This is a genomic window from Pedobacter sp. (genome assembly GCF_037719805.1).
GTDB lineage: Bacteria > Bacteroidota > Bacteroidia > Sphingobacteriales > Sphingobacteriaceae > Pedobacter.
On record NZ_JBBJLZ010000001.1, the window covers coordinates 814,581 to 838,443 of the forward strand.

Consider the following 23,863-nt stretch of genomic DNA (forward strand, 5'->3'; position numbering starts at 1 on the left):
AAGTTGTTGATGTCCTTGTGAAAATCGACAGGTTTGAAAACAAAAGATACTTTTAAAAATATTTTAATTGCTTGTCCCCAATCAATGTTCTTCAATTGCCTTTACTATTATATAGCCAAATATAAGACCTTCAAGATACGGAAGCGCTCTCTTCTCAGCATGCTGTCATCACAGTATGACGCAATTAGATTTGTTCCAAAGGATGACGATCCTTTGGAACATCTGGTTGCTGTAAACTAGCTTAATGCTTCCTTTTACTAAAAAATGCAAATCCTGCGGTTACTACTAGTAGGAACGAGGCGAACATAGAAATCTTATCCCCAATCAAGTAGGATTTCGGTTCAAATTTGAACTGCACCTGATGCGCTCCTGCAGGAAGCTTCATCGCCCGAAGAATATAATTTGCCCTGAAGTAAGGCACTTTCTTTCCATCAAGATAAGCATTCCATCCCTTATCGTACCAGATCTCTGCGAACACTGCAACTGCCTCCTCACTATTAGTATACTTATAAAGTAAGTCGTCCGGATGGTATTTTATCAGTTCAATTGAAGCTGTAGTGTCTCGTTTTGAATTAATCTTTCCAACCAATGAAGCAAAGCTATTCTGAACAACTGCGGTGTCTCCAGGATGGAAAGCGGTAATTGCTTTCATCTCAGCATCTGCTCCTTCAACGTATTTTACATTGTTTACAAACCATGCATTTCCTAGCGCTGAGGTACGTAATACAGGTTTTAATTGCCCTGGTACACTGTCCGGCACTATAAAATATTTGGTGTTTAACATATCCAATACAGGGGCATTCAATTTGGAAGTAAATTGCGAATTGATCAACTCTTCAAAACGTTGCAGTCGTGCAGAGTGCCTTCCGCCAACAGATTTGTGAAAATAGGACGGCGCTGCATCAAAGAATGGATTTTCTTTACTCAAATCAAGCACACGGTAGTCCAATGCCGGATCTTCCAGTATTTGTAGGTCTGCCGTTGTTGCCTGAAAACTCTGGCTTATTTGATCTTCGTCGTAAAAGTTGGCGTTATTTAAATATCTACGGTCCACCCCCCACATATCGATTAAAATGGCTACTCCGATGATTAGTACAGCTGTCTCCGTCTTAATCTTAGCTTTAAGCATATACCATGTCGCCGCAAATGCGATCAATATGAAAATTAGTGACCTGATGGCATCTGTCCGGGCCAATGAAATACGGTCTGCTACTAAGCCATTGCTTACCACATTTGCAATATTGCTATCAAAGGCTTTCGCAATAGAAGCCAAAACTTCAGCATGATAAGAAGCTTTGAAGTCAAAAATCAGTGTAGGAAAAATTATAATTAGTGCTAGAAAACCTGCAGTGATGTAAAAGGAATGCATTAGTCTTTTTGAAAGGTCTTTTCGGACATCCCTTTGGGTGATTAACTCATTTAGCCCAAGAAATGCCAATAGTGGAACTAAAAATGCGGGCACTGCAAGTGCAAAATCAACAGACCTGAATTTGTTGTACATCGGAAAATGATCGAAAAATAGATCTGATACCAACGGGAAGTTCTTCCCGAAAGAAAGGAAGATGAAAAGAAAAGATGCAGTTACGATCCACCACTTTAGCCTGGTATTGACGATATATAATCCAAGTACAAACAGAAACATGACGATGGCTCCAAAATACCAGGATCCCCTGGTGCCGGGTTTATCGCCCCAGTAAGGACGAAGGATGTTCTGTTCATTAAGTTGAGCAAACAGTCCTTGTGCCTGAGCCTCTGGAAGACCTGCTTTTAGAAGACCCTCAGTAATTTCCGACTTCCCTTCTGGAAATCGATCAGACGAGGCACCCCCATATAAGTTTGGGACTAAGAAGGTGGCGATCTCACCTACTCCCTGACTGTACTCATAAGCATAGCCCCTTGCCAGACCCGAATTTGCTTCTGTGCTGCTTCTGGTTAAATTGGCTTTACCGCGGATCGACTCCTGGCCATATTCCCAGGTTGACCAGAGGCTTCCGGCATTGATGGTTACGGCTAGCACTGCCGCTGCGGCGAGGTAGGCTAAGGCTGTAAAGAAAGGCTTGCTCTGTTTGGTGGAAATTGCGTGATAGCCTTCGATGACGATGAATACGATCAATATCATAAACAGGTAGTAGGTCATCTGTATGTGATTGGTCCGAATCTCGAGCGCTAGAAAGAATGCCGTAAGTACGGCGCCGCGAAGCAGATATTTACCTCCCCTTAACGTCAGTAGCATGGATCCGAGTATCGGGGCGAAGACCGCCATCGCCATTGCATGGTTGCTATGGCCGGCAAGAATATAAATAAAGTTGTAAGAACTGAAAGAGAAAGCAACAGCGCCGGCGGCTGCAACCCATGGCTTCATTTTTAGTACGCTTAATAAGAAGTAGGATCCTAGCAAAAAGCTTACAATAATATCAATAGGGTCAGGAAATACCGTCTTCATGAAACTAATCACATAGGTTAGCATATTGCCAGGATACTTGGCCCAAATTTGGAAGGAAGGCATTCCTCCATACATGGAATTGGTCCAAAGGGGACCATGTCCTGTTGCAGCTTTAACCTCCATAATTTCCCGGGACTGCGCTTTGGCCTCCATCACATCACTTTGATAAAGAATTTTGCCTTGTAGTGCCGGACTAAAATAGATACAGCAGAGGGCGATAAATAATGCTATGATCAGGAGGTGCTGACTATTTGAACGGATCCAATTCTTCATGCCGGTAAAACTAAGAATTTAGCGCTAAATTAATAAGCTCTAGTATGGTTGTTAGTTTTTAGCTAGTTTTGCGACAATGATCTCCAGACTTGTATGTGTAATCACTTTATTTTTGCTATTAATTGGCAGTGAAGCGGGTTATGCGCAGGACTTAGTTCCGGCTGTTGATAGCATACCTAATGCAGCTGTGCGGATCAGTTATCGACAAAGGTTAGTAAGGGATTCTATCTATAACGCGAGGCGAGATTTTGTGACGGATTCTGTGATGAAAGCCACCTGGCTTTTCCCTGATTCTATGATCAACAGGCACATGATAATGGATAGTATTTTCAAGGCAAATACAGTTGGAAGATCTAATCTGATTAACAGGTATAAGGACTATGCTTCTGTACCAAGAAGCAAGTATAAATTTGGCAAGCCATTACCGAAAGGGCAGCTATGGGTGCTTGGAGTTGTCGTGTTTTTATTGCTGTTATTCGCAACGTTAAAGATCTCCTTTACGAAACAATTACAAACCATTGTTCAAAGTTTCTTTAGTAATCGGGTGTTGAACAACTTAAATAAGGAAGATAATTTGTTCACATCCTGGCCTTTTTTACTTTTGTTTGTTCAGTTTGGATTTACTATTGGGATGTTCTTTTATCTGGTATCACAGTTCTACCACCTCGCATTTTCTGGTACTGGTTTCCAGTTTTACCTGAGCATTTCTGTCTTGATTGTGCTGCTTTATTTGTTGAAAATCGTCATCTTAAGGGTAATGGGACATTTGTTTAATGTACAAAAGCCTGTGAATGAATACATAACAATTTTGTATCTGAGCTACTTCAACCTTTCCCTGATATTCATTCCCCTGGTGGTAGCATTCGCCTTGTCGCCGTTGAAATACGCTCCTATTTTTATAGCAATTTCATTTATTCTTTTAGGAACCATCTTTGCGTTCCAAATAATAAGGGCTGGAGTTAACATTTTGTCGAATAATCGATTTTCAAAAGTCTATTTGTTTTTGTACTTTTGTGCCCTCGAAATTTGCCCTATATTAATTTTAATCAAGGCAATAGGATTATAACGCTGTAAATTGTAAAAAGCAAAAATGGTTGAAGATAGGATGCGTAAGGTAAAGAGTATATTGATCACTTTGCCAAAGCCGGAAACAGAAAAATCACCGTATTTTGATTTGGCAAAAAAGTACAACTTGAAGATTGATTTCAGATCGTTTATCCATGTAGAAGGGGTGCCGGCGAGAGATTTCAGAAAGGGAAAAATCACCTTAGGTGACTTCACCGCGGTAGTGTTTACCAGCAGAAATGCGGTGGATCATTTTTTCAGGATTTGCGAAGAGATGAGATACGAAGTCCCAGCAGATTTGAAGTATTTTTGCATCTCAGAATCAACGGCATTATACCTTCAGAAATACATTCAGTACCGGAAGCGCAAGATCTTTTTTGGTAAGCAAACGGCGGCAGATTTAGCTGAAATTTTAAAGAAACATGCGACAGAGAAATTCCTTTATCCATGCTCTGATGTTGCTACTGAAGACACCATGAATTTCTTACAAAAGAATAATTATGATGTGACGCCTGCAGTATTATTCAAAACTGTGGTTTCAGACCTTTCGGATCTTGCAGAAGTGTTTTATGATGTGATTGGTTTTTTTAGTCCTTCAAGCATCCAGTCTCTATTTACAAACTTTTCTAATTTCCAACAAAATAACACCCGGATTGCAGCGTTTGGACTTAACACACATAAAGCTGTTAAAGACGCGGGTCTACAAGTTGATATCGCTGCTCCTTCACCAGAAGCTCCTTCGATGATCATGGCAATAGAAAATTATCTTAAGAAATCTAACAAGTAGCCATTTCCCTCATTTTTCGCTCAAGCAGATATTTCAGTAGGAATAGTTGTTAATTCCAATCATAATTAATAAAATTGTTATTAAATTGCTTGACGTAATTATGAGAAACTTATACCTATTATGTTTTTTGATTGTAGCGGCACTTCTATCTAGTTGTAAAGGAGGGGGGCAAGGTGAGCTGGTTGGTGTTTACAATAAGAAATTCAGGAACAACAGAATTCCTTTGGGTATGGTTTATATTCCCCCTGGCAGAACGCTGATAGGAATATCTGACGAAGACATCATTAGCAACCAAACTGCTCCAAGCGCCATGACTTCATTCAGCGCGTTTTTTATGGATCAGACAGAAATATCAAATTCTGAATACAGACAATTCGTAAACTGGGTAAGAGATTCCATTGCAGTAACTACTTTAGGTCCTACAACAGCTCCTGCCTTTTTTCTACAGCCGAAAGGTGATCAAAATGTTGCTGCTACCGGAGCAAACAGGAATATTGACTGGAAGAAGGTTGGTAACGGAAGTTTACTTTGGAGCAATAAGAACAACGGTTTTGGTTCAAAGCTGACCGATATGTATTATACAGGTGCGGATGCTATTCCAGGCCGAAATGAATTGGACGTCAGAAGATATAGATATGCGTATAGCTATATAAATTCTGACTTAGCTGCTGAGAACAGAAAGGATCCTTCTAAAAAGAGACAAGATGCGATTGTAACGTATACAGACCTTCCTGATCCAAATAATATTAATCAACATCCTTCGATCCCGGTTTATCCTGATACACTAGTTTGGAAGGTTGATTATTCATATTCCCAAAATGATCCAATGGTTAAAGCTTATTTTAATCATCCTTCTTATGATGATTACCCGGTTGTTGGGGTGAGCTGGGAGCAGGCTTCTGCCTTTTGTGTATGGCGAACCAGACTTTATGAATCGGTGGCAGTAGCAAGAAAGCAGCCTTTAAGTTCTCGTCCTGAATATCAATTACCAAGCGATGCGCAGTTTGAGTATGCTGCGAGAGGTGGCAATGTTAAAACGAAGTACCCATGGGGAGGACCTTACGTCCGCAATACCAAAGGATGTATGCAGGCTAACTTCAAGGTTGGACGTGGAAATTACTCTGATGATGGGGGACTGTATACCGTAAACGTTAAGTCTTATTTCCCTAATGACTACGGCTTATATAACATGGCCGGCAATGTTGCCGAATGGACCGTTACTGCATATAACCAATCTGCAGCACCTATGCTTTTAGACTTCAATCCAAACTTTACTTATGTTGCAAAGACAACTGACAGTAAGTATATGAAACGTAAAGTAGTAAGAGGGGGTTCCTGGAAAGACATCGGGTTTTTCCTTCAAAATGCAGTAGGTACTTATGAATATCAAGATCAAGCCAGGTCTTATATTGGATTCAGATGTGTTTCTTCATATCCTGGAACCGACATTACTTACAGAAACTAACGTAAAACATAAAACATCTATCCTTATTTAATTCAGTATGGCAGCAAAAGCAAAATTTGATTGGTTACACGTAGCGATATCCTGGGGTGCCAGTATAGTAATTTTAGGAGCGCTTTTTAAAATTTTACACATTGGCGGCGCCTTTGGCAATTATGCGATTGGTATCGGACTTGGCGTTGAGGCCTTCTTATTCTTTCTAACTGGTTTGAGACAACCTGAACAAGAACTTCCCTGGGAAAGAGTTTACCCGGAGTTGCGCACTGATTTTACAGGGGAACTTCCTAAAGCAACGACCAGACCAGTTGCACCCGCACCGACTGGATTTTCGTCCACAGCGGCATTAGATAAAATGTTAGTTGATGCAAAGATTGGTCCTGAGCTTATTGAAAGTCTTGGAACAGGACTTCGCACGTTTGGAGAGAAAGTAGCCAATATTTCTTCTGTGGCCGACGCTTCATCTGCAACTACCGAGTTTGCGGTGAAAGTCAAAGGAGCTACTGCAAGTTTCGATAATCTAAATACAGCTTTTTCTAAAGCAACCGCCCAACTTGCAGAAATGGGAGAAAGTAACGCTGGTGCAGCGGCATATCATGATCAGGTAAACGCCCTGGCTAAAAATCTATCTTCTTTGAATGCTGTATATGAGTTAGAGCTTCAAGATTCAAGCGCGCACTTGAAATCAATGAATAAATTTTATCAGAACCTATCTTTAACGATGAACAACTTTAATGAGTCAATGGAAGACTCTAAACAGTTTAAAGATGAAGTTGGTAAGCTTGCTAAAAACTTAGCGTCATTGAATGCTATTTATGGTAATATGCTTACTGCAATGAACCAGCCACGGGTATAATTGGTGATCAATTATTAATTAAACAAAGGAGACCAATTAGATGGCCGGAGGAAAAGAGACAACGAGGCAGAAGATGATCAATATCATGTATTTGGTATTGCTTGCTATGCTTGCCTTAAATGTGTCGGATACGATATTAAATGCTTTTAAGAACTTTAACGACAGCTTAGTTTCATCTAAGAATAACGTGAGTACAAGCATAGAGCAACTATTTACATCTTTTCAGAATACAAAGCTAAAGGATGAGCCGGGAAGGGCACAGCCGATCTGGGAAAAAGCAAACAAGGCTAAAGCTTACGCTGATGACTTGAACAATTATGTTCAAAAACTCAAAGATCAGTTCAATACAGCAGGTAGAGGAATTGATGAAGAAACCGGTGACCTGGTGGAACGTGCCAATATGGATATTGCTCAAGGTATCATGATCAATCAGAAAGAGGGTGAGAAGTTGAAAAACAAGATCAATGACACCCGCGAAAAACTGATTGGGTTATTAGAGACAAAAGATCGTGCAGGAATTACGTTCACTCTGGAAGCGAAAGACGCTGCTAAGAATGTTAACGGCAAAAAGAACTGGGAAGATATCAACTTCGGTGAAGGTATGCCTTTGACTGCCGCAAATACAACATTGAGTAAGATTCAGTCGGACGTCAGAAATGCGGAGGCAGAGATCGTGAAGAAGTTATTTGGAAACATGGATAAATCTCTGGTGAACCTGGATCAATTTGCGGCTGTCGCAGTGGCTCCGAGTTCATATGTCATTCAAGGTCAACCCTACACTGCTCAAGTTTTCCTGACAGCGAGCGACTCGAGATCAGTACCACAAATCTCAGTGGGGGGTAATTCTCTAGCTGTTAGAGAAGGAAAAGGAACTTATAGTGGCGGTACAGGAAGTGTAGGTGTATTTACATGGAGAGGATCCGTAAGAGTTGTTCAGACGGATGGACAAGTAAAAGAATACTTGACACCTGTACAAACTTACCAGGTTGCTAAGCCATCTTCTACCGTCTCTCCGGATAAGATGAATGTTATCTATGCAGGGATTCCTAACCCGTTCTCTGTATCTGCTGCTGGATTTCCATTGGAGAGCGTTAGAGCTTCCATAGATGGTGGATCTATTTCCGGTAGTAATGGAAAGTATATGGTTAATGTTGGTGGTGGGCAAGTTGGTAAAACACTTAGCATCAATGTGAGCTCGAACGCAGGAGGAAAAACTTTGAACTTGGGTTCTCAACAATTTCGTGTAAAAGCTTTACCTACACCGAGGCCTTACGTTAAAGGAAAAGCAGGCGGCAGTGTTCCACTTGAGTTTATTGAAAGCGCAGGTGTGATGGACACACAACTTGAAGACTTTGTTTTTGATGTCAAGTTTAGAGTGATCCGGTTTGCAGTGACTTTTATTAACCCTAGATCTGATGCGGTAACCATACAAAATAGTGGAGCGGGTTTCAGTTCACAAATTAAGGGAGCTTTGAACTCGTTAAAGCCGAATGCAACAGTTATATTTAAGGATATCGTTTGTGAAGGACCTGATGGTAGACAAAAGGTGTTAGACGGAATTACATTTTTAACAAAGTAGATTATGAAAAAAGTGCTGGGCTTTGTGGTATTCCTAATGATGGGTTTGAGCGCTGTTGCTCAGAATCCCGTCACTCCTGTACGGACGGATTCTGTTAAAAAAGCTAAAATCAAGACTCCGCCTAAGGATGGTTTTACGGTACGTGTTGACGTAGACAGCAGTGTGTTGGTTCCATATGCCGATGTTCGTGACGAGGATGTGTATTATGCCAAACGCATTTGGCGTGAGTTAGATTTAAGAGATACAATCAATTCCGTACTTAGGGCGGAAAGCGCTAAGTTGATCGATGTACTGTTAGAGGCTGTTGGCAATGAAGAGCTGACGGTTTACTCCAATAAAGATACTACTGCAGGTAAACTGCTGGAGGATAACGATTCCTTTAAGATTGCTTTGACCGCTCAAGAGGCACTGGCAAGTGCCAGGGGACTTACTGAAGGTGTTGCGGATTCTACTACAGGAAAGGTAGCTGACCCTACGCTTAGAAGGTTACGCTCGGAAGAGTTCATGAAATACCGGATAAAAGAAGATTGGATTCTTGATACGAAGCGTTCCATATTTGAACCGAGGATTGTTGGTATCGCACCAATGAAAATGGTTGAAGGTAACTGGCAACCGGTATTTTGGGTCTATTACAATGATGCACGCGAGTTGCTTAGCAAGAAACGGATGGTTAATCCAGGAAATGATGCTTCTACGTTAAGCTTTGACGATTTCTTTGTAAGAAGGCTGTTCTCGAGTTATGTGGTTAAGCAAACAAATCCAGGTAACAAGAACATCGTGGAAATGCTGGGTTTAACTGACCCTAAAGACATAAGAAAGTTGCAAGAGTCGGAAGCAATAAAGAAAACACTTGCTGATTTTGAGCAGAGTTTATGGGAGTATTAGCTCGTTCGGGGTTAAGCTTCCTCTTCTGTACGGAAATAATCTAATAGCGTTTTTACTTGTGCTTTATTAAGCAACGTTGCTAGTTCCTCTTCTTTCGCTTCCCGTATTTTCTTTACTGACTTAAAATGCCGCAGTAATTTATCTGCTGTAGTCTTACCTATTCCTACTATCTGTTCAAGTTCTGTTTTTAGCGTTCCCTGGTCTCTTTTCTTCCTGTGAAAAGTGATTCCAAAACGATGTGCTTCGTCCCTTAACTGTTGTATGATCTTCAAAGTCTCAGATTTTTTATCAAGATAAAGCGGGTAGGAGTCTCCGGGATAGTACAGCTCCTCCAGTCTTTTCGCGATTCCAATAACGGTAACCCTTTTCTCAATACCTAGTTTCTTAAGGCTGGTCATAGCAGAGGAAAGCTGCCCCTTGCCGCCATCAATAATGATCAACTGAGGTAATGTGTCCTCTTCCTCAAGCATTCGCTTATATCGCCTGTATACTGCCTCTTCCATGGTAGCAAAGTCATTCGGACCTTCAACGGTTTTCACGTTAAAGTGTCTGTAGTCTTTTTTAGATGGTTTGGCATCTCTGAAGACCACAATTGCTGATACTGGATACTTTCCTTGAAAGTTGGAGTTGTCAAAACATTCAATGTGTTTAGGGAGCTGCGTTAGTCGTAAATCCTTTTGCATTTGAGTAAGGATTCTATCTGTACGCAGGTCTGGATTCAACTGTTCGTATTGGTTCAGCTTTTCGCGTTTAAAAAACATCACATTTTTCTCGCTCAGTTCCAGAAGCTTTTTCTTTTCACCAAGCTTCGGAACGGTAAATTTGAGGGAAAAATCCAGAAGCGTAATGTCAAATGGTACAATGATCTCTTTCGAAGTACTATTGAACTTTGTGCGAAATTCCGTGATCGCTATGGTAAGCAGTTCTTCATCGCTCTCATCCAGACGCTTTTTTATTTCAATGGTCTGTGTTTGAATGATGCTGCCATTCATTACCTTAAGGTAATTCACAAAAGCATACCGCTCATCAGAAGCTATGCTGACCACGTCTATGTTGGTGATTGCACTATTAACAACTGTAGATTTGCTCTGGTATTTCTCCAGAACTAACAGCTTCCTTTGATACTGGTGTGCATATTCAAAGTTCAATTGCTCTACAGAAGTTTTAATGACGTTCTTAACGTTTTTTATAACGGTTCCGATTTTTCCGTTTAAGATATCTTTAATCTCCTCAATATTATTGTCGTAATCTATCAGAGATTGATAGGCCTGACAGGGCCCTTTACAGTTTCCGATCTGAAATTCTAAGCAAACTTTAAATTTACCCGCCTCAATATTAGGGGGCGTAAGCGGAAGGTTGCAAGTTCTAAGCGGATAAGTCTCCTTAATAAGGTCTAGAATCACGTGCATCATTCCTACGGAGGCATATGGACCAAAGTACGTCGAACCATCCTTTATCATGTTTCTAGTCCAGAATATCCTTGGGAAAGGCTCTTTCTTAATGATGATCCATGGATAGGTTTTATCATCCTTAAGCATGATGTTATACTTAGGCTGGTGCTTTTTAATCAGGCTGTTCTCTAACAGCCAGGCATCAATTTCGGTATCGACGATAGTGAACGTTATCTTTCTGATGCGGGATACCAAAACCTTGGTCTTCCCATTCATCTGTGTGTCACTATTGAAATAGGAGCCGACCCGGTTTCGCAGATCTTTTGCCTTTCCTATATACATCAGTGCCCCCTCGGTGTCCCAATACTGGTAAACGCCTGGTTTATGAGGAATATCGGCTAATGCCTTTTTGTGATCGAAAGCACTCATGAGCAAAAAAGATCTAAAAGGTTAAAAGCCTAACTTTTCATCCAGTTCAGTTTTCTGTTCCTGCTGCTGGTATTGATTGCAATCGTACGTGATAGACACTCCGCTCTTTGGCGGCTCGAAGTCGGCTTTTGATATCTTTAATTTTGGATTTGCATAAACGCGCTTCATAAAGCCTGCATATATCGGAAGGGCAGTAGTTGCGCCATCACCTTGTGCAGTACTGGTGAAGTGGAACGCCCGATCTTCGCAACCGGTCCATACGCCGGCTACCAGCTGCGGACTAATGCCCATGAACCAACCATCTGAATTATTCTGAGTTGTTCCGGTTTTACCTCCAATAGGGGTTTTAATTCCGTATTTTGTAAGTCGCCAGCCAGTTCCATTGGTCACCACCCCACGAAGCATTCGTGTCATCACATAGGCCACTTCCTCATTCATTGCTGGCACAGGAATCGCTTTTTCACTATGTAATACCACCCCATTTTTATCTTCTATACGAAGTATATACGTTGGTTTAGTGTAAATACCTTTGTTTGCAAATACGCTGTAGGCCCCAACCATATCATATACTGATGCATTGAAAGACCCCAAGGCTATAGAAGGATATGCAGGAACGTCTGAACTGATACCCATCTTCTTTGCTAATGTGGCAACTGCCGTAGGACCTACTTGCTTCATCAGGTAAGCTGCAATATAATTTTGAGAAAGTGCAAGACCTTTCTGTAAGGTCAGGTATCCCGGAACAGTGCCCGACGAACGTGGTGTCCAGCTTGGACTTCCCGGAACTTCGATCGTTACTGGCTCATTAAGAACAGTGAAACATGGAGAATAGCCGTTTTCAACAGCTACAGAATAGGTGAAAGGCTTTGCCGTTGAGCCAACTTGTCGGGTACCCATTTTAACCTGGTCATATTTGAAATGCTCATAGTTGATCCCACCAACCCAGGCTTTCACAAAGCCCGTTTGAGGATCCATTGCCATCATTGCGTTCCTTAACAACATTTTATAGTATTTCACGGAATCAATTGGCTTCATGAGTGTATCGATGTTACCTTTCCAGGTAAAAATGCTCAATTGGGTAGGAGTATTGAAATCAGTTTTAATCTCGTCTTCAGACTTTCCCTCAAGTTGCAGCGACTTATACCGGTCTGAACGTTTCATGCCCTGCTCTATCAACATTTCTTTGCCTTTATAAGGATTACGGCCTTTCCAACTCTTAATGAACGACATCTGAAGCGTTCTCATATACTCTTTCTGCGCTTCTTCTGCATACAGCTGCATATCGTAATTGATGGTCGTAATAATTCTTAGACCATCTCTGTCTAAATCGTAAGGTGTTCCATCGGGTTTGGTAATGGAGCGTTCTTCAAATAGCCTACGGATGTCATTTTTTAAAACCGCTCTGAAATAAGGCGCGATGCCGTCATTAACTGTGGCGGCACTAAACACCAACCCTAATGGTTTCTCTTGTTCTGATTGAAGGTCCTGTTCTGTTAAAAGCTCTGCTTTCACCATTAAACTCATGATGGTATTCCTACGGGCTAGTGCCCTTTCCGGGTTACGGGTAGGAGAGTATCGCGTAATGCCTTTAAGAATACCGACTAATGTTGCGGCTTGCGAAACGGTCAGCTTATCTGGCGTAGTGTTAAAATATACCCTGGCTGCTGATTTGATCCCATAGGCCTGGTTGCCAAAATCGACTGTATTAAGATACATGACGATAATTTCTTCTTTGGTGTAGTTTCTTTCCAGCTTAACAGCAATTACCCATTCTTTGAACTTTTGTAACACACGTTTGAAGAAGTTGCGTTGACGAAGTTCATCAGAAAAAAGGTTGAAGGCAAGTTGTTGCGTAATGGTACTGCCACCTTGTTTTTTACCAATAATGTTGTAGAAAAAAATGGTGAATGTTCTTTTGAAATCTATCCCGGAATGTTCGTTGAAACGAATATCTTCCGTAGCGATTAAAGCATTCAATACGTTTGGCGAGATTTCCGGGTAGGTGACGTTGGAACGATTTTGAACAAAGTAGGTTCCAAGAACACGACCATCGTCTGTCACGATTTCTGAAGCCTGATTACTTTTGGGGTGCTCGATGTCTCTGAATGATGGGAGTGGGCCGAAGACTTCATAACCGATAAGTACTATAAATAATGCAAAAAAGGCAATGGCACCGATCAATATTTTCCACAACGTAAAATTATAACTTCGAATATCTTGCTGTGAAAGAGGTTTCTTCATTTTAATAACTGTTTTTATAAAATTCTACATATTTATCCAGCAAAGCCTGACTGTTAAGCTTATCAAAGTTTTCTTTGCTTATGATGAAGCTGGTGTAGATGTTAACGGGAACCTTCATTATTTGTTTTAACTGAGGTACTATTCCATTAGCATAATTGTTAGCGTCCTCAAAACTACTAAAGTTCCCAACATAAATTAGTTGATCATTGTCAAATTCTTTTAATTGATGGCGCAAATTGCTGCCAGAGAAGTTCCCGCGATTGAATTGCCCAATACCAAATCTTGATGAGCTGAGCGTCAACGAAGCATCTGCAACAGCAACGATAAAATAGTAGACATTTGATATCGCATTATTGAAAGTTCCATCAGTTTTGACGCCGGAGGAGGCGGAAGAATTAGCGACTGGTATTACGGGGTTATTTTGAGCGACAGGGGGGCTGTCTGGCAGTACCGCTACAGGTTGAATAGTATTTGGCACAGGTGCCACCGGAGGTCGATTGAGTACAATTGGTTGAGGGATGCTTTTAGCTACAAATGGTGGCTCGTTGGGGTCGAAGTCTACCAACGCAATGCTTCTCTTTTTGAACTCTTCGAGATGTACATTAATGTATTGTAGGTGCTCTTTAGTAAGGGGAGCAATTAGCTGGTCACTGGGATATAAAAGTATAATGCGGTTAAAGGCCGTTAGAAGACTGTCTACCGGATAACTTCTTCCTATTGAAATTGCTTTTAAATAGGCGAGTTGAGGAGACAAATAATTTTCATTTGACTCCTCAGTCTTTTTGACGCTTTGGATTACGTTCCGGAAATCTTTCTTTAGGTATTGCTCAAATATGACGTTGTATTGTTTGGTAACAGCGGCCTCAGCTTCAGATTGTTTGATCGTAAACGATGGGTCGGTTATCGTCTTGGCATAGACTGAGCTTGGAAACTCTAACAATATTTGATTTTTATAGCGGTCAGCTTGTTTTACATCAGTAGTTCTGTTGATCAGGTACAGGCTATATAGTGCTGCATCAAGATGATTGTTGCCAGGGAATCTTCTGATCAATGTTAAGTAGGCTTCTTCAGCCTCTTCCGGATCGTTAAGTTCCTGTAAGTAGAAACTAGCGATCTCAAAATAAGCGTCAACAATTTTTTGATTGGAGACTTTCAGAAGCTGTTCCGATATTGGTAAAGAAGCAGCATATTGTTGGAGTAACAATTCTTTATCAACAGAGGCTACCGCAGTTGTGTCTGAACCAGCAGTAACGCTGGTAATTGTTCCTGCTATATCTTGAGAAGTTGCCTGCGCCGAAGTTCTGATGCTCTGACGCCAGTTCGCTTCAAGTTTACGATTGCCCCATTTCTTTTGGAAGTCGGAATACCCTATACTTATTGCTGCTGGATTTCCAAAATAGAAAGCGCTTGCAGGAGTAGCATTTCTATTGCTCAGCGGTTGATAGTTGTAATCGACAGCGGTCCCAGCAGCTGTTGTCGGAATTCTAACATCAGGATTTACGATATTTCGGATTCTCGCCAGGCGACTTGACTCTGGTAGTTTTGCAATGGCTTGAAGGGTGTCTTCCAGATTAATGGTTTCATATCTCTGCGTTAGATACTGCAGGTTCAGGCTTTTTTTCAAGATAGCCTCATAGCCTGGGTAACCCTTAGGAAGTGTATTTACCGTGCTGTCATAGTAGGACTTAGCTTTTTGGTAATTTCTCAGGGATTTAAAGTTCAAGTCGGCTATCCTTAGAAAGGAGAGCCCTTTCTGATACTGATTTGATGTACTGGTTTTAATCGCTGTCAGATAGTTGTTTTGTGCCTCTTCAAATGCACCGGAGTCGTTTAAGTTCTCCGCAATTTGAAAATACACCTGATCGTTGTACTCGATGTTTTTGTCGTCTTTTAAAAGTGCAAGCAACAAGGCCTTTCTATCAATAACTTTTCCTTGTTCCGAGTTCAACCTAATCTGACTTAGCTTGGCGTTGAAGTACATTTCGAAAGGAGCATTGCTTTTCTGTACTTTTTGATATTGGGTTAAGGCATCAATATAATTCTTTTGCTTTTCATAGAGCTGAGCAAGGACATAAGTCCAGCGAGTTTTTTCCTGGCGGACGTTGCTCGACTTTATAGCATCTAATATATAAGATATTGCCGTTGGGACATCGTTTTGATAGATACTCATCTGAGCCATTGTAGCGTAAGCTTCTGCAAGATTGCTTCCTGATTTGACCTGAGGCAATACTGCTTCCAGACTGTCCAGAACGGTGTTTGCAGATGAAAATCTCCTGATTTGCATCAAGCTACGTGCTTTCCAGGTCAATGCTTTTACATGACTTGGAATATTTGTTCTAAAAGCTGTCGCAGCATAATCAAGGTATTCAGATGCGCTGAAGTAATTTCCATTGAAGTAGTTTGCTTTTCCAAGCAAAATATAGGCCTCATCTAAATAGTTGCTGAAGCTTTTATCAAGTATGATGATTTGGGCTTTTTTGATTATCCCATCCATACCTTTTATATTTAGAGAGGTGTTGAGTTGAGTATTGTCGACTTCTGGGCCCAGGTAGACCGGTATAGTCTGATCATAGTTGTCTTTATAGCTTTCGTTTAGCTCAGTTTGATGGTTCAGAAGTGCCAGGTTGGCATTATAAATGTAGTTGTAGCGGGCAGTCAGATTTTGCATGCTCCGGCTTGTTGCGGTATCCTTTTGAATGCTACAAGAAAATATTGTGCAAATGCATAAGGCAAACAGGGAAAACTTTAGCATATATAAATCAGAACTTTTCAAAGACGGTGATTAGATTTAATGCTTAAAATTACGAATTAAAAGCAAAAGTAGTTTATACCTGATAAAGTACTGAAATATTCAACATTTATAAATTAAGCTTATGGAGGAGAAAAAAAAGCAAGTAAACAGTTTCGCCAGGTATTCATCCATTAGCTTTCAAATGCTAGCTACGATCGGGGTATTTGCATTTTTGGGTTATAAGCTGGATGAGTATAATAATACTAAAGCACCGATTTACACGGCAATTCTAAGTTTGATTGGTGTTATAATTTCTTTATACCAAGTGGTAAAGCAGCTCAATAAGAAGACAGATTAAAAGTTTACCGTTGTAAAACTATACTTTTGTTAAAAACCGGGCTTTGATACTTCAAAAATTTACCCTTCTATATACTATTTACACTGTTCTTCTTGCAGGAATTGCTTACACAATACAACATGCTTTGCCAGATGTTCAAATCTTAGCCAGTAAGTTTTGGGTGGTGTTTATTTTCCTGGCAGCAATCACTTTTATAGCATATATAGTTGCTGATATTGGCATCAAAAGAAACCCAGAAACGGGAATCATGGCGATTATGGGCTCGATCGCTTTGAAAATGATTTTCTCAATGGCTTTCGTGCTGATTTACAGCCTGAATAGCAAAGAAAAGGGGATGGTATTTGTACTGAACTTTTTTTCTTTATATTTATTGTTCAGCTTCTTTGAAATATACGCTCTGTTACGTAACTTGCGCCACCAAAATAAATAGTAAAAATCTGCGACTAAATGGATTGTAGCCACGTTTTTGAGTATAAAGTTAAACGGTTAATTGTTGTTCTTACGCTTTTTTTAGCGTGTTTTTCGGTTTCAGAGGCTTTTGCGCAAGCTGATTCTACTCATGTTACTGAAGAAGCTCATGCCGGCACTGAGAAAAAGAAATTTGATATAGGAACGTTTGCGTTACACCACATTGCGGACTCGCATAGCTGGCATGTAATTGGGGATACTTATATCAGTCTTCCAGTTTTCTTATATACAAAAAATGGATTTGTGAACTTCAGTTCTGGCGACTTTCATCATGATGATGAGGGGGCTTTAGTAGTTGAGCGTAAAGGGCTTCGTTTTGTTAAAGTCCATGAAAAGATTTACTATGCATCCGAAAAAGCAAATGCTCACGGTCTGTACGTTGATCTTGATGAGAAACACCATCCTACAAATGCCCGTCCTTTAGACATCTCTCTAACTAAAAACGCTTGTACATTGTTGCTTTCTATGGTGGTGATACTTGCCGTGTTTTTAAACGTAGCGAATGGTTACAAAAAACGCATAGGCAAATCGCCAAAGGGATTACAGTCCTGGATGGAACCTATTATCTTATTTGTTCGTGATGACATAGCTAAACCCAACCTGGGTCATAAGTATGAGCGTTTCATGCCTTACTTGTTGACTGTGTTTTTCTTTATCTGGTTTAATAATATGTTAGGTCTTGTTCCTTTCTTACCTGGAGGAGCTAACCTAACAGGAAACATTGCGGTGACTTTAGTTTTAGCGACAGCTACATTTTGTTTAACTGTATTTAACGGTAACAAAAATTATTGGAAGCATATTTTCATGCCTGATGTACCTTGGTGGATGTACATTGTAATGGTACCGGTAGAGCTCTTTGGTATTTTCACTAAGCCAATCGCGTTGATGATTCGTTTGTTTGCAAATATCACTGCGGGACACATCCTGGTGCTTTCTTTAATTTGTCTTGTGTTTGTATTTGATAGTTTATATATCGCCCCGATATCTGTTGCGTTTGCTGTATTTATTGGAGCAATTGAGCTGTTGGTAGCGTTTATTCAAGCGTTTATATTTACGATCTTGTCTGCCTTGTTTATAGGTATGGCTATTGACGAGCATCATTAATTAGAATTATTTTTTAACAACTATAATATATAAAATCATGATTACAGGAAGTATTGCTGCAATTGGTGCAGGATTAGCTGCGATTGGCGCTGGTCTGGGTATCGGTAAAATTGGCGGTTCCGCTATGGATGGTATTGCCCGTCAGCCGGAAGCAGCCTCTAAAATCCAAACTGCGATGTTGATCGCTGCAGCTTTCGTTGAAGCTGTTGCTTTATTCGCGGTAGTAGTTGCCCTAATGGGTAATGGCTAGAACTAATTTGTACCAGGCGTTTGGCCTGGTACATTTTTTTATTAAGATTAAAAGAATAAAATATACATAGATGGAATTATTAGTACCGGAATTTGGCTTGGTTATCCTTCAAACGATAGCGTTCTTATTACTCATGTTCTTATTAGCAAAATTTGCATGGAAACCAGTTTTGGCTGCCATTAAAGAACGTGAACAGTCTATCGACGAAGCTTTGAATAAAGCTGAGCTTGCAAAACAAGAGATGACACGTTTAACTGCTCAGAACGAGGAGTTGATGAAAGAAGCGCGTTTAGAGCGTGACCGTATTTTAAAAGAAGCTAAGACTCTAAAAGACAGTATTGTTCATGAAGCAAAAACTCAAGCTCAAAACGAAGGGGCTAAGCTGATTGAAAAGGCAAGGATTGAAATTGATAACCAAAAGAAAGCCGCATTGGCTGAACTGAAAAACCAGGTTTCAACATTGTCGCTTGATATCGCTGAGCGGGTTCTGCGTAATCAATTGCAGGATAAAGCTACACAGCAGGCCTTTGTAACTAACCTGTTGAAAGAAGTTGAATTAAACTAGTCGGCCTCTATAACTAAAGAAAATGTCACAAAATAAAGCAGCATCAAGATACGCCAAATCTCTTATTGACCTTTCAAATGAGCAAAATACATTTGAGGTGATTAAAGGTGATATGGTTTTGTTGGCTAAGGTTATCGACGAAAACTCGCAGCTTGAGGCTATTCTCAACAATCCGATTGTTCCTTTGGATAAGAAAGCCGGTATCCTTAAAGCCGTTTTTGGTAGTACCGTACAACCGCTTACAAGTACTTTTATGAAACTTGTGGTTGCTAAAGGGCGTTCTGCAATTTTATTTGCTACTGCTAAATCGTTTATTGAGCAATACAATGCCATCAAAGGGATCGTTACTGCTGAAGTTACGTCTGCTACTGAGCTGACTGAATCTAACAAAGCAGAGATTGAGGCTATAGTGAAAAGAGAAACCAATGCAAATCAGGTGGTGATCAAGTCCAAGATCAGTGAGAAATTGATTGGAGGCTTTATACTGAAGGTTGGTGACAAACAATTTGATGCAAGTATTGCACACGGCTTAAACAAACTAAAGAAAGAATTTGCACAGGGTGTCGTTTAGACTACTTTGCAAACAACAAAAGATAATATTTACTGATTACAAAAGAAATATATAAATTATGGTAGAGGTAAAACCAGACGAAGTATCGGCAATTATCAGGCAACAATTGGCGGGCTTCAAATCAGAAGCAGAACTTGAGGAAGTTGGTACTGTATTACAAGTAGGTGATGGTATTGCCCGTATATATGGTTTAACTAAGGTTCAATCAGGAGAGTTGGTTGAATTTGAGACCGGCTTACAAGGTATTGTATTGAATCTTGAGGAAGATAACGTTGGTGTGGTACTATTAGGTCCATATGACGAGATTAAAGAAGGTGATACCATTAAGCGTACGAAGAAAATTGCTTCCATTAAAGTAGGTGAAGGCATGTTAGGTCGTGTGGTTAATACACTTGGAGAGCCTATCGACGGAAAAGGACCGATCATCGGCCAGACCTATGAGATGCCTATCGAACGTAAAGCTCCCGGCGTAATCTATCGTCAGCCAGTTACTGAACCTCTGCAAACAGGTATAAAAGCTATTGACGGAATGATTCCAATCGGTCGCGGTCAGCGTGAGCTTGTAATTGGAGATCGTCAGATTGGCAAGACTGCGGTTGTAATTGATACCATTATCAACCAAAAAGAATTTTACGAAGCGGGTAACCCTGTTTATTGTATATACGTGGCTTGCGGTCAGAAAGCAAGTACAGTAGCAAACATTGTACGTACTCTTGAAGAAAATGGTGCGATGCCTTACACAGTAGTTGTTGCTGCTTCTGCTGCTGAACCTGCTCCACTTCAGTTTTACGCTCCGTTTTCAGGTGCTGCGATTGGCGAGTTTTTCCGTGATACGGGTAGACCAGCTTTAATTGTTTATGATGATTTGTCTAAACAAGCAGTTGCTTACCGTGAGGTTTCGCTACTGTTACGTCGCCCACCGGGCCGTGAGGCTTATCCAGGAGATGTATTTTATCTACACAGTCGTTTATTAGAGCGTGCAGCGAAGATCAACTCGAATGACGAGATCGCTCAGGCTATGAATGATCTACCAGAGTCCTTAAAAGGAATCGTTAAAGGTGGAGGTTCATTAACTGCATTGCCAATTATTGAAACACAAGCAGGTGACGTTTCTGCATATATTCCTACCAACGTAATTTCAATTACGGACGGACAGATCTTCCTTGAAAGTAATTTGTTTAATGCTGGTATTCGTCCTGCAATCAACGTAGGTATTTCGGTATCCCGTGTAGGAGGTAATGCTCAGATTAAATCAATGAAAAAAGTTGCAGGTACGTTAAAACTGGATCAGGCACAATACCGCGAATTAGAGGCCTTCTCTAAATTCGGTTCTGATTTAGATGCAGCAACCAAATCAGTGTTAGACAAGGGTGCTCGTAACGTGGAGATCCTTAAGCAAGGTCAGTTTTCACCAATGACTGTTGAGAAGCAAGTTGCGATCATTTATATTGGCACTAAAAATCTAATGCGTTCAGTTCCTGTTAATAAAGTAAGGGAATTTGAGGCAGAATATTTACAGCAACTGGAATTACGTCATCCTGAGACTTTAAAGGCACTGAAAGCTGGAAAACTAGATGATACCATTACTGGGGTATTAGAAACTGTAGCAAAAGAGCTTTCGGGCAGATACTAACAACATACAATGGCAAATTTAAAAGAAGTAAGAATTCGTATAGCGTCAGTACAGTCTACTCAGCAGATCACTAAAGCCATGAAAATGGTTTCGGCTGCTAAGTTGAAACGTGCTACCAATGCTATTATACAATTACGTCCGTACGCTACTAAACTGAAAGAGATCTTAGGAAACCTTTCAGCTAGTCTAGAGGGATCATCTTCTCCTTTTATTCAGGAGCGTGAACCCAATAAGGTGTTGGTGATTGTAGTTTCTTCTAATCGTGGGCTTGCAGGTGCTTTTAACATGAATGTGATAAAAGCAACGAACAATTTGATTGCCAGCAAGTATAGTGAGCAGTATAAAAACGGAAAAGTAAGCATCGTTGCCATTGGTAAGAAGTCTCAGGATTTCTACGAAAAGCGTAATTATAACATTATTGGGAACAATAACGAAGTATATACAGAGCTTACTTTTGAGAATGTAACTAAGATTACCCAATCAATAATGGCTGGATTTGAGAAAGGTGAGTTTGATGTAGTTGAACTTGTCTACAATAAGTTCAAAAACGCAGCAGTTCAGATCTTGACTACCGAGCAATTACTGCCATTGCCAAAGAATGCGACGACTGATGAGCTAATTAAGCCAGCTAACATTGACTATATTTTGGAACCTTCTAAAGAAAGTATTGTTGAGCAGCTTATTCCAAAGTCTATTAAAATCCAGTTGTATAAAGCCGTTCTAGATTCTCATGCTTCTGAGCACGGTGCCAGGATGACATCAATGGACAAAGCAACGGAAAATGCCGGAGACTTATTGAAAGCATTGAAATTGTCTTACAACCAGGCGCGTCAGGCTGCGATTACAACAGAGTTAAGTGAGATTGTAAGTGGTGCGGCAGCACTAAACGGATAATAATATATTGCCGTTTGTACATACAGGATTACAAATATTATATTATTTTTGACCATAAATTATTACGAAATGGAAAAGACAACGAACAACAGTACAGAAGAAAGCATGAAAAGGGCTAATGAAACGTCAATATATACATTGATTGTTGCAGGTGTACTAGTGAGCATTGTTGGTGTTTATCTTCGTTTTGCTTTTGATTCCACTACTTTATCAATTGTTTCATGGGTAATCCTTTTTGTAGGAGCATTTATTGCTTGTAAAGGAGTATTTAAAATATTGGCTGCTTAGTTCTAAAGTAGCCACATCAAAAGTCCTTATTGGTTTCTAACCTTTAAGGACTTTTTTTATGAAATAAAGCCTCCCTATATCAGCCAGTACGGTTTAAGGTTACCTAATAAATATTTTTGTATTAAGGGAAAATCTTAATCAATTCGAATATGAAAAAGTATCTGGTTTTACTATTAGTTAGTGCGGCCTTCCTTGGCTGCAACCGTGAAAAATCATCGTTCGGCGAAACTGCCGATAATACAAGTACATCGCTTGAAAGCTCTGACACCATCCTAACGGAGAAAATAGTCAAGACCGCAGATATGAGATTTAGAGTAAAGAGTGTTCAGCAGACAAAAGAAAAATTGAGTGCTGCTATAAAAGCCGAAAAAGGATCGGTAGCACAGTTCACTGTTCAAAGTAACATTCAAAAGTCGGAAAAAGTAAGATACTCTGCTGATTCGCTTGTTGAACTCACATCTTACCGAACAGAAGGGTCGATAACCGCCAGAGTTCCATCTGATAAAATAGATGAGTTCACTAACAAAGTGGCGAAAATGGCAGTCTTTATTGACCAGCAATCCATGACAATGGATGACCAAAGTATGGCGTATCTTGATAACAAATTAAAGAATGATAACAGAGTAGAAGCCGTCGAGCAGCTAAATAAGCATGCTAACAAAAAGAGTAACAATGTAGAGACCGCCCTCTACTTGAAAGATAGTTATGTCGATAAGAAGATCCAGAATATGCTAATTGACTCTCAGGTAAGCTACAGCACAATTATTCTAAGCTTTTATCAAGATAATACCTTACAGAAATTGGTAGTAGAGAATGACAGGCTTGAAGATTTCCGACCTGACTTTTTCAATAGACTTTGGTTAAACCTGCAAAATGGATGGATGATATTTATGGAATTGATATTGGCAGTTGCAAATCTATGGATGCTCGTAGTACTATTCGCACTTGGTTACTTTACCTATAAGTATTACCAAAGAAACAAGTCCTTGCAGCAAAAGGCTATTTAACGCGTTTCTTGTTGTCTTTAGCAAACGCTTCCCAACCAGAATACGACTTGCCGGTGCCTGATGTTGATACTCTTTGAAAAGAGTGACAAACGGCGACGGCAAGTCCATCTGTCGCGTCTAGAAACTCAGGTGTCTCTTTAAAATTCAGTAAACGCTGCAGCATGGCTGCTACTTGTTCTTTACTTGTATTTCCGTTACCTGTTATTGATTGCTTAATTTTTCGCGGAGCATATTCTGCAATCGGAATATTCCTTGAGAGCGCAGCCGCCATCGCTATGCCTTGCGCTCTGCCAAGCTTCAACATTACTTGAATATTCTTCCCATAAAAAGGTGCTTCTAAGGCAAGGACGTCAGGTTTAAATTCGTCAAGCAGTACGATCGTCTTTTCAAATATGCGCTGTAGTTTTAAGAAATGATCATCAAGGTGATCCATACGTACAATGCCCATCGTAATCAATTCTATTTTGCTACCCCGCTCTAGCACAACCCCGTAACCCATTATAGACGTACCAGGATCGATACCCATAATCACCCGCTCTTTTTTTTCGATCAACATTACCACAATATTAAGCATATTTGCAGATAG

At 40.3% G+C, this 23,863-nt stretch carries 21 protein-coding genes; 16 read left to right on the forward strand and 5 right to left on the reverse strand.

Annotation, left to right across the window (positions count from 1 at the left end; genetic code table 11):
• Positions 1–241: 241 nt before the first annotated feature.
• Positions 242–2,716 (reverse strand): YfhO family protein, encoded by a 2,475-nt coding sequence (locus WKF66_RS03680; RefSeq protein ID WP_489673052.1) that lies wholly within the window; start codon positions 2,714–2,716, stop codon positions 242–244.
• Positions 2,717–2,792: 76 nt separating this feature from the next.
• On the opposite strand from WKF66_RS03680, the gene WKF66_RS03685 reads away from it, so the two are divergent.
• From WKF66_RS03685 to porN, 6 genes are all read left to right on the forward strand, one after another.
• Positions 2,793–3,782 carry a DUF4271 domain-containing protein gene (locus tag WKF66_RS03685; RefSeq protein WP_489673053.1) on the forward strand — a complete coding sequence of 330 codons (990 nt, stop codon included), beginning with the start codon at positions 2,793–2,795 and terminating at the stop codon, positions 3,780–3,782.
• 39 nt (positions 3,783–3,821) lie between these two features.
• Positions 3,822–4,568: a uroporphyrinogen-III synthase gene (locus tag WKF66_RS03690; protein WP_489673054.1), complete on the forward strand. Its 747-nt coding sequence runs from the start codon at positions 3,822–3,824 to the stop codon at positions 4,566–4,568.
• A gap of 100 nt (positions 4,569–4,668) precedes the next feature.
• A complete protein-coding gene (gene porK / locus WKF66_RS03695) occupies positions 4,669–6,033 on the forward strand; it encodes a T9SS ring complex lipoprotein PorK/GldK (RefSeq protein WP_489673055.1) in 1,365 nt (454 codons plus the stop codon).
• A gap of 37 nt (positions 6,034–6,070) precedes the next feature.
• Complete coding sequence (gene porL, locus WKF66_RS03700) at positions 6,071–6,883, forward strand: type IX secretion system motor protein PorL/GldL (RefSeq protein ID WP_489673056.1); 813 nt, start codon at positions 6,071–6,073, stop codon at positions 6,881–6,883.
• A gap of 40 nt (positions 6,884–6,923) precedes the next feature.
• Positions 6,924–8,462 (forward strand): type IX secretion system motor protein PorM/GldM, encoded by a 1,539-nt coding sequence (gene porM / locus WKF66_RS03705; protein ID WP_489673057.1) that lies wholly within the window; start codon positions 6,924–6,926, stop codon positions 8,460–8,462.
• Positions 8,463–8,465: 3 nt separating this feature from the next.
• Positions 8,466–9,347: a type IX secretion system ring subunit PorN/GldN gene (gene porN / locus WKF66_RS03710; protein ID WP_489673058.1), complete on the forward strand. Its 882-nt coding sequence runs from the start codon at positions 8,466–8,468 to the stop codon at positions 9,345–9,347.
• A gap of 11 nt (positions 9,348–9,358) precedes the next feature.
• Here the strand turns inward: porN and uvrC are convergent, their stop codons facing one another.
• Genes uvrC through porW form a run of 3 tightly spaced genes read right to left on the reverse strand, consistent with a single transcriptional unit; the run spans position 9,359 to position 16,160 of the window.
• Positions 9,359–11,167, reverse strand: coding sequence for an excinuclease ABC subunit UvrC (gene uvrC / locus WKF66_RS03715; protein WP_489673059.1), 1,809 nt, complete (start codon positions 11,165–11,167; stop codon positions 9,359–9,361).
• Positions 11,168–11,188: 21 nt separating this feature from the next.
• Positions 11,189–13,408, reverse strand: coding sequence for a transglycosylase domain-containing protein (locus WKF66_RS03720; RefSeq protein ID WP_489673060.1), 2,220 nt, complete (start codon positions 13,406–13,408; stop codon positions 11,189–11,191).
• A 1-nt stretch (position 13,409) separates the two neighbouring features.
• Positions 13,410–16,160, reverse strand: a complete 2,751-nt coding sequence (gene porW, locus WKF66_RS03725; RefSeq protein ID WP_489673061.1) for a type IX secretion system periplasmic lipoprotein PorW/SprE — start codon at positions 16,158–16,160, stop codon at positions 13,410–13,412.
• Positions 16,161–16,281: 121 nt separating this feature from the next.
• Here porW and WKF66_RS03730 point away from each other — a divergent pair, with 121 nt between their 5' ends.
• The 10 genes from WKF66_RS03730 to WKF66_RS03775 all read left to right on the forward strand — a co-directional run bounded on the left by WKF66_RS03730 (position 16,282) and on the right by WKF66_RS03775 (position 23,277).
• Positions 16,282–16,497 (forward strand): AtpZ/AtpI family protein, encoded by a 216-nt coding sequence (locus tag WKF66_RS03730; protein ID WP_489673062.1) that lies wholly within the window; start codon positions 16,282–16,284, stop codon positions 16,495–16,497.
• A gap of 43 nt (positions 16,498–16,540) precedes the next feature.
• A complete protein-coding gene (locus WKF66_RS03735; protein ID WP_489673063.1) occupies positions 16,541–16,927 on the forward strand; it encodes a hypothetical protein in 387 nt (128 codons plus the stop codon).
• A gap of 17 nt (positions 16,928–16,944) precedes the next feature.
• The gene (atpB, locus tag WKF66_RS03740) at positions 16,945–18,069 is read left to right on the forward strand and encodes a F0F1 ATP synthase subunit A (RefSeq protein WP_489673064.1); all 1,125 of its coding nucleotides are present in this window, start codon (positions 16,945–16,947) and stop codon (positions 18,067–18,069) included.
• 40 nt (positions 18,070–18,109) lie between these two features.
• Positions 18,110–18,319, forward strand: coding sequence for an ATP synthase F0 subunit C (gene atpE / locus WKF66_RS03745; RefSeq protein ID WP_108553637.1), 210 nt, complete (start codon positions 18,110–18,112; stop codon positions 18,317–18,319).
• A 70-nt stretch (positions 18,320–18,389) separates the two neighbouring features.
• On the forward strand, positions 18,390–18,884 hold the full coding sequence (locus WKF66_RS03750) for a F0F1 ATP synthase subunit B (RefSeq protein ID WP_489673065.1): 495 nt from the start codon (positions 18,390–18,392) through the stop codon (positions 18,882–18,884).
• A gap of 22 nt (positions 18,885–18,906) precedes the next feature.
• Positions 18,907–19,455, forward strand: a complete 549-nt coding sequence (gene atpH / locus WKF66_RS03755) for an ATP synthase F1 subunit delta (protein WP_489673066.1) — start codon at positions 18,907–18,909, stop codon at positions 19,453–19,455.
• A gap of 58 nt (positions 19,456–19,513) precedes the next feature.
• Positions 19,514–21,088 carry a F0F1 ATP synthase subunit alpha gene (atpA, locus tag WKF66_RS03760; protein ID WP_489673067.1) on the forward strand — a complete coding sequence of 525 codons (1,575 nt, stop codon included), beginning with the start codon at positions 19,514–19,516 and terminating at the stop codon, positions 21,086–21,088.
• 9 nt (positions 21,089–21,097) lie between these two features.
• Positions 21,098–21,982, forward strand: coding sequence for an ATP synthase F1 subunit gamma (gene atpG, locus WKF66_RS03765; protein WP_489673068.1), 885 nt, complete (start codon positions 21,098–21,100; stop codon positions 21,980–21,982).
• 69 nt (positions 21,983–22,051) lie between these two features.
• Positions 22,052–22,270, forward strand: coding sequence for a hypothetical protein (locus WKF66_RS03770; RefSeq protein ID WP_489673069.1), 219 nt, complete (start codon positions 22,052–22,054; stop codon positions 22,268–22,270).
• A 149-nt stretch (positions 22,271–22,419) separates the two neighbouring features.
• Positions 22,420–23,277, forward strand: coding sequence for a DUF4349 domain-containing protein (locus WKF66_RS03775; protein WP_489673070.1), 858 nt, complete (start codon positions 22,420–22,422; stop codon positions 23,275–23,277).
• Here WKF66_RS03775 and ruvC read toward each other — a convergent pair.
• Positions 23,270–23,833 carry a crossover junction endodeoxyribonuclease RuvC gene (gene ruvC / locus WKF66_RS03780; RefSeq protein WP_489673071.1) on the reverse strand — a complete coding sequence of 188 codons (564 nt, stop codon included), beginning with the start codon at positions 23,831–23,833 and terminating at the stop codon, positions 23,270–23,272. The genes WKF66_RS03775 and ruvC overlap by 8 nt on opposite strands.
• Between the last annotated feature and the right edge of the window lie 30 nt (positions 23,834–23,863).

What these genes read in the sequence shown, in the direction of transcription:
- WKF66_RS03680 (WP_489673052.1), bottom strand. Translation starts at nt 2,716, where the DNA reads ATGAAGAATTGGATCCGTTCAAATAGTCAGCACCTCCTGATCATAGCA.
- WKF66_RS03685 (WP_489673053.1), top strand. Translation starts at nt 2,793, where the DNA reads ATGATCTCCAGACTTGTATGTGTAATCACTTTATTTTTGCTATTAATT.
- WKF66_RS03690 (WP_489673054.1), top strand. Translation starts at nt 3,822, where the DNA reads ATGCGTAAGGTAAAGAGTATATTGATCACTTTGCCAAAGCCGGAAACA.
- porK (WP_489673055.1), top strand. Translation starts at nt 4,669, where the DNA reads ATGAGAAACTTATACCTATTATGTTTTTTGATTGTAGCGGCACTTCTA.
- porL (WP_489673056.1), top strand. Translation starts at nt 6,071, where the DNA reads ATGGCAGCAAAAGCAAAATTTGATTGGTTACACGTAGCGATATCCTGG.
- porM (WP_489673057.1), top strand. Translation starts at nt 6,924, where the DNA reads ATGGCCGGAGGAAAAGAGACAACGAGGCAGAAGATGATCAATATCATG.
- porN (WP_489673058.1), top strand. Translation starts at nt 8,466, where the DNA reads ATGAAAAAAGTGCTGGGCTTTGTGGTATTCCTAATGATGGGTTTGAGC.
- uvrC (WP_489673059.1), bottom strand. Translation starts at nt 11,167, where the DNA reads ATGAGTGCTTTCGATCACAAAAAGGCATTAGCCGATATTCCTCATAAA.
- WKF66_RS03720 (WP_489673060.1), bottom strand. Translation starts at nt 13,408, where the DNA reads ATGAAGAAACCTCTTTCACAGCAAGATATTCGAAGTTATAATTTTACG.
- porW (WP_489673061.1), bottom strand. Translation starts at nt 16,160, where the DNA reads ATGCTAAAGTTTTCCCTGTTTGCCTTATGCATTTGCACAATATTTTCT.
- WKF66_RS03730 (WP_489673062.1), top strand. Translation starts at nt 16,282, where the DNA reads ATGGAGGAGAAAAAAAAGCAAGTAAACAGTTTCGCCAGGTATTCATCC.
- atpB (WP_489673064.1), top strand. Translation starts at nt 16,945, where the DNA reads ATGGATTGTAGCCACGTTTTTGAGTATAAAGTTAAACGGTTAATTGTT.
- WKF66_RS03750 (WP_489673065.1), top strand. Translation starts at nt 18,390, where the DNA reads ATGGAATTATTAGTACCGGAATTTGGCTTGGTTATCCTTCAAACGATA.
- atpH (WP_489673066.1), top strand. Translation starts at nt 18,907, where the DNA reads ATGTCACAAAATAAAGCAGCATCAAGATACGCCAAATCTCTTATTGAC.
- atpA (WP_489673067.1), top strand. Translation starts at nt 19,514, where the DNA reads ATGGTAGAGGTAAAACCAGACGAAGTATCGGCAATTATCAGGCAACAA.
- atpG (WP_489673068.1), top strand. Translation starts at nt 21,098, where the DNA reads ATGGCAAATTTAAAAGAAGTAAGAATTCGTATAGCGTCAGTACAGTCT.
- WKF66_RS03770 (WP_489673069.1), top strand. Translation starts at nt 22,052, where the DNA reads ATGGAAAAGACAACGAACAACAGTACAGAAGAAAGCATGAAAAGGGCT.
- WKF66_RS03775 (WP_489673070.1), top strand. Translation starts at nt 22,420, where the DNA reads ATGAAAAAGTATCTGGTTTTACTATTAGTTAGTGCGGCCTTCCTTGGC.
- ruvC (WP_489673071.1), bottom strand. Translation starts at nt 23,833, where the DNA reads ATGTTGATCGAAAAAAAAGAGCGGGTGATTATGGGTATCGATCCTGGT.